Origin of the sequence: Bacillus sp. JJ1609 (genome assembly GCF_036967045.1) — a bacterium.
Lineage (GTDB): Bacteria > Bacillota > Bacilli > Bacillales > Cytobacillaceae > Mesobacillus.
On sequence record NZ_JBALSS010000025.1, the window covers coordinates 85,129 to 90,935 of the forward strand.

The following is a 5,807-nucleotide window of genomic DNA, read 5'->3' on the forward strand; positions in this document are numbered from 1 at the left end:
TCTTTTTCCAATGTTTGTTCTTTCAGGTAACCAAGAGGCTTTACTGGTGACCTCTTTTTCCATATTTAGCTCTTTCAGGTAACCAAGAAGCTTTATTGATGTATTTATTTACCGTATAACCAATATGCTTTATTGGTGGTCTAATTTAATTTGTTCTTTTTCTACTCCTCACTCAGTCGTGTGTTTAAAAGCTGGTTGAATGGTTCTGTGAAGGTTGCTCATGACCATTTTCGAGAGAAAAATCTGTTGATTGAAACGAAATGATGCTCGCTTTCCGGGGGCGTTGAGTCTCCCCGGTACTTCAAGCGACTGCATGGTAAAACGAAGAATGAGCGACCTTGCCCCATTATATACTTCTTTAAAGATTCTGAAAAATAAGTCTTTAGCATCACCCCTTAACCTATCAAACAATACCATATCCCTATTTAGAATATACTGAATATTTAATAATATTTAGGATATAGAAATATATTAATAGGGGAGTGACACCATTGTTAAAAGTCCTATCAACTTCGGCGCTGTCTCTTGCATTGGCAGGAAGTGCAGTATTTGCAGGAGTCAGTGCAAATGATTCAACCGCAAAACCACAAAGTAAATATGAGATCAGCCTTGCGCACCATGTTGGTGCAGCACCTGAACTTGTCGATAGAGCAAAGGAACTTGGAATCGATATTTCAAAGGTAGATCCTGCTGAAAAAGCAGCTGTGAATGGCGCAAAGTTTCAGCAGCCAGGAGATAATCACGTTGCGTACAGACAAGCAAAAGGGGATGTTCCAGTTTTAGTTCTTTTAGCTAAGTATCCTGAAGGTGATGAACCTGTAGGTGATATGCAGGGACAAGTACCTGCAAAATACTATGAGGACTTGATTTTTGGCACAGAATATAACCCTTATGAACTTGAACAGTTCAAACAATATGATGGAGCAGACGTTCCGAAAGACCGTACAATGCAAAACGCTTATAAAGAATCAAGCTATGGAAAAGTCAACTTGGTCCGCAAAGAAAATACTGAATTTGTTTGGGTAGAGTTGCCAAAGGGTGCTTCATACTATTTGGATCAAGAAGGTAAATATGCTGAAAACGGAAAGTACGTACTTGGTAACGAGAACGGAGATGCGCACACTGGTGAATTCATTCGCGACCTGTTGAAAGCAGCCGATGACCAGGTAGACTTCTCTCAATATGCCGAGAATGGCGAAGTGCCGAACGTGTTCGTAATCCATGAAGGAACAGGAGCAGAATTCAGCCGCGACCCCGCACAGTTCTGGTCTCATAAATGGAGCCTCCTAAGTGCTTTATACTATGGAAAATATTATGAAACAGGCAAACCAGCTGATCAATATGAAGGCATGAATCAAGGTGCGTGGATTAACAAAACTGTTAAAGAGGATATGACATATGATGGCGTGGTTGTTAACAACTACAACATCCAGCCAGGTATCGGCGGTAACGTTGCAGGATTTGATGCTGCATCAGGTACGTACAAAGAGGAAGCGAAAACAGGACCTTTCCCTGCGCAGACAGGTGTTTATGCCCATGAATTTGGACATGCTCTAGGTTTGCCAGATTTCTATGACACTGTTTATACTTCAGAAGGAGTAGGGAACTATTCAATGATGGCAGGCGGGTCATGGATGCGCTATCCTGATGCTCCGGTTTACAGCGGAAACTCTCCGACACACTTTGATCCATTTTCTAAGGTTTTCTTAGGATGGGCCAATCCAATGGAAGTTAAGGCTGAACAAGGTGTAAGAGAAATTACATTGCCGCCAATCAACAAAGCAACAGCTGATAACGGCATCGTTAAAATGGATGTTCCAGGCTCAAATGGCACGGAATACTTCTTATTTGAAAACGTTCAACAGGACGGCTTCAACAAGGGCTTAATACGTCAGGGAGAGAATTCTAAAGGTTTAGTTGCGTGGCATGTAGATGAAAATGTCATTAATCTTTACCAGACTGCCGGCTTCCGACCGAACAACGTGGAGAACTGGATGAACAAACGTTTCCAATTTAACCAGTCACAAACAGCAAGCAATGGTGACGTTGTAACTCACTACGGATTATCTGTTGTGCAGGCTGACGGAAAGTATGATCTTGAAAAGAACTTAAATCGAGGAGATGCAGGTGACTTCTTCAAGGCAGGCAGCAAGATCACCCCTGTTTCAGGCAATGTCCACTCTGGCTCTTACTATTTCTGGAAGGGCTTAAGTGACACACCTGCAGATTCGGGAATCCATGTAACAAACATTGTTGAAAACAAAGACGGCTCAATCACAGCTAAATTCTTCTACAACTTTAATTCTAGTGTAAAATAAAAAACAAAAAACCTGAGTTGGGTATTTCCCTGCTCAGGTTTTTGCAATTTATATAGCTTTATTAGCAGAAACAAATACACTTATATGTCCTGGAAGGACTGTGGCGTGGAAGGGCAATGACTGGCCTTCTTCGCCATCAATATTCACCAAATGTTCCTTTGAAGAGGATACATTAAGAAAAGAGGTTCGGATATATTCGACTTCATCACTTTCCTTCAATTCCCCCTTCAAGAGCGAAGGAATGATAGCTGCAATCTTCGGGAAGGACATTTTTTTTATAATGAAAGCGTGGAATTTCCCATCATTTACGCTTGCGTCCGGTGCGAGCGACTCAAATCCTCCTACAGAATTTGTGAGGGCTGCAAGTAAGAGGAAAGACTTACCTTCCCATCTACCGTTTTCGTGTTCCACAGTTAAATCGATTGCTTCGCCGTTCAGAAACGATTTCGCTCCTTCCATAAAATAAGCAATGGAGCCTAACCGTGTCTTTTGCTCTGCTGTCACATTATATGAAGCTTCTGCAATAGATCCTACTGCTAGTACATTCGCAAAATAGGCTTCGTCAATCTTTCCGACATCCACCGCCCTGGTTTCCTGACCTTCTAAGATTGAAATAGCCTCATATGGTTCAAGGGGGATATCTAGTGCCCGGGCAAAATCATTTATGGTGCCTAAAGGAATAATACCTAGAGCGGGACGATGGGCTTGTTCTGCGATTCCATTGATTGTCTCATTGATTGTTCCGTCCCCGCCCATCGAGATGACAGCATCATATAAAGCAATGCATGCTTCTGTTGCGAATGAGGCAGCATCCCCTTCTTTCTCGGTTTTTCTAATATCTATATCACTATATTTTTCTTGCAAGGTTTCTTTTATTTTTTGGACATAATCGATTGCTTTTTCTTTGCCTGATGATGGATTCATAATGATCATGGCTTTCATCCTCATCTACCTCCAGTATTCAATTCATCGATCTTATATCAACCCTATTATTTACCTATATTTCTTTTGCTATAAACCCTGACAAGGGAACGACTTGCTTTTAAATTTATTGTGGGTTTTCCCATATTTCTCCCCCTATTACAATAACCCCCTTTAATTTTATGGTTATCGCCTTCGTAAAAAGGGTACTTAGTTAGCAAGCAGAAAAAAAGAGAGAGGAGATCATAGGGGAATGTCAAAAAAATGGATACTATTTGCAGCTTTGGTTCTCTTGCTATTGTCTTTATCTGCATGTGCAGAAAAGGAACAGCTTGACGATGGAACTGAGCTAGTAGACAAGGATGAATTAATCTTCACAGCTTCCGGAGAGTTTAAGCCGTTCAGCTATCTTAAAGATGATTTGACAATGACGGGCTTTGATATTGAAGTGGGAGAAGCGTTAGCCAAAGAGATGGGGCTTAAGCCTGTACAAAAAAGAATGAAATTCAAGGGGATTGTTGAAGGGGTAAAAACTGGCCGCGCTGATATCGCCGTAGCCAGTCACACGATTAACCCTCAGCGGAGCAAGCATGTACTATTTTCAACTCCATACTATTATTCAGGTCCGCAAATCTTCGTAAGACCCGATAGCAACATCAAGACTGTTGATGATTTAAAAGGGAAGGAAGTTGCTGTTGCGAAGGGGTCCACTTATGCGGATACTGCCTCCAAATATACTTCAAACATCAAAATGTATGATAGTGATATTACTGCATTGAAAGCCTTAAGTACCGGCCGCCATGACGCTGTTATTACCGATTTCGTTACGGGTAAGAGCGCGGCGAAGGAAGGCTTTGATATAGAAGGAAGGCAATTGATTGAAAGAAGTGAACAAGCTGTTGTTGTTCCAAAGGATAATCCGAAGCTTTTAAAAAGAGTGAATGAAGCGCTTGAAAATCTGCGCAAGGATGGAACACTCTCGAAAATCAGCCAAAAATACTTTGGCGAGGATATCACAACGAAACCTGAGTAGACAGATAGATATTAAATAGAGAAGGGATGTAGGAGCTTTGCCAAGTATAGGACATGTTTTACAAACATTGATTGAAAGCAGTGACCTTTTTATCGATGCAATGCTGCTTACGCTGCAGCTTACAGTAGTATCAATTATAGTAGGAATCGTGATTGGTTTATTCTTTGCACTTTTAAAAATCTCTAACATCAAGCCTTTAGAATGGATTTCCGACGCGTATGTTTATTTAATCAGAGGAACCCCACTGATTGTACAAATCTTTATTTTATACTTCGGAATCAGCGGAATCTTTCTGATTCCTGATTTCTGGGCTGCGGCATTGGCGCTAGCTTTCCATAATGGTGCGTATATCGCGGAAATCTTCCGCGGAACCATCCAATCGGTTGACAAAGGCCAAATGGAAGCGGGCCGTTCATTGGGTATGTCAAAGGCGCTAACGATGAGAAGAATCATTTTGCCTCAGGCGTTCCGACGTTCATTGCCGCCGCTTGGCAACCAATTTATCATCGGCCTTAAGGATTCCTCGCTCGCGGCGTTCATCTCGATGAACGAGCTATTTAACGTAGCAACGACGCTTGGTTCAAACAACTTTGACGAAATGACGTACCTGTTAATCGTAGCATTCTATTATCTAGTTCTAGTTGCGATCCTGACGTTGATCGTAAGGGCAATCGAAAAGAAATTAGCTGTAAGTGACAGGTAAGGAGGAAATGAAGTGTATACAAAAGAAATGATTCATGTTGAAAACTTAAATAAATCCTTTGACGACCTTCATGTCCTGAAGGATATCAATATAACGGTTAAAGAGAGCGATGTGGTATGTCTTGTCGGAGCAAGTGGTTCGGGTAAAAGTACCTTGCTTCGCTGTATAAATTTCCTTGAAAAAAAGGACAATGGCAGAATCATTATCGAAGGGGAAGAGGTTTCGCAGGATACACATGATATAAATGAAGTGCGCCAAAAGGTAGGAATGGTATTCCAGCATTTTAATCTTTTTCCTCATATGACCGTACTTGAAAATATCATTGAGGCACCAGTTCATGTGAAAAAGATGCCAAAAAATGAAGCCATCAGGGAAGCTAAGGAACTTTTAATGAAAGTCGGTCTTGAGGATAAAGCAGATGTTTATCCAAGCAAATTATCAGGCGGACAGAAGCAGAGGGTAGCAATAGCCCGTGCGCTGGCAATGAAGCCGGATATCATGCTTTTTGACGAACCAACCTCTGCATTAGATCCTGAGTTAGTGGGAGAAGTTTTAGCGACTATGAAAGGGTTAGCAGAGGATGGCATGACTATGGTTGTGGTTACCCACGAAATGGGTTTTGCTCGTGAGGTTGCCGACTGGATCATTTATATGGATGAAGGAATCATTGTCGAGAAAGCTAAACCAGAAGAGTTCTTCACCAATCCACAAGAAGAGCGTACAAAGGAATTCATCCAGACAACTGCTCTTAAATAATTTTTACGAAGCAGTTCTGAGTAAAATCAGGACTGCTTTGTGTTTTGTATATGTGATAAGAAAGCATAAAATTCAC

At 41.4% G+C, this 5,807-nt stretch carries 5 protein-coding genes; 4 read left to right on the top strand and 1 reads right to left on the bottom strand.

Annotated features, from left to right (window positions below):
• Window positions 1-482: 482 nt before the first annotated feature.
• Entirely contained in the window at window positions 483-2,318 is a 1,836-nt protein-coding gene (locus tag V7654_RS18225; protein WP_335432150.1) for a M6 family metalloprotease domain-containing protein, read from the top strand.
• 48 nt (window positions 2,319-2,366) lie between these two features.
• Here V7654_RS18225 and V7654_RS18230 read toward each other — a convergent pair whose 3' ends face one another.
• A complete protein-coding gene (locus tag V7654_RS18230; protein WP_335432151.1) occupies window positions 2,367-3,260 on the bottom strand; it encodes a diacylglycerol/lipid kinase family protein in 894 nt (297 codons plus the stop codon).
• A gap of 232 nt (window positions 3,261-3,492) precedes the next feature.
• Here V7654_RS18230 and V7654_RS18235 point away from each other — a divergent pair, with 232 nt between their 5' ends.
• The 3 genes from V7654_RS18235 to V7654_RS18245 are packed head-to-tail and all read left to right on the top strand — an operon-like array spanning window position 3,493 to window position 5,731.
• Window positions 3,493-4,272 carry a transporter substrate-binding domain-containing protein gene (locus V7654_RS18235; protein ID WP_335432152.1) on the top strand — a complete coding sequence of 260 codons (780 nt, stop codon included), beginning with the start codon at window positions 3,493-3,495 and terminating at the stop codon, window positions 4,270-4,272.
• A gap of 37 nt (window positions 4,273-4,309) precedes the next feature.
• Window positions 4,310-4,975 (top strand): amino acid ABC transporter permease, encoded by a 666-nt coding sequence (locus V7654_RS18240; protein ID WP_335432153.1) that lies wholly within the window; start codon window positions 4,310-4,312, stop codon window positions 4,973-4,975.
• Window positions 4,976-5,002: 27 nt separating this feature from the next.
• The gene (locus tag V7654_RS18245; protein ID WP_335432298.1) at window positions 5,003-5,731 is read left to right on the top strand and encodes an amino acid ABC transporter ATP-binding protein; all 729 of its coding nucleotides are present in this window, start codon (window positions 5,003-5,005) and stop codon (window positions 5,729-5,731) included.
• The last annotated feature ends 76 nt before the right edge of the window (window positions 5,732-5,807 follow it).

Coding starts and splice junctions, on each gene's coding strand:
- V7654_RS18230 (WP_335432151.1), bottom strand. CDS start 3,260: ATGAAAGCCATGATCATTATGAATCCATCATCAGGCAAAGAAAAAGCA.
- V7654_RS18235 (WP_335432152.1), top strand. CDS start 3,493: ATGTCAAAAAAATGGATACTATTTGCAGCTTTGGTTCTCTTGCTATTG.
- V7654_RS18245 (WP_335432298.1), top strand. CDS start 5,003: ATGATTCATGTTGAAAACTTAAATAAATCCTTTGACGACCTTCATGTC.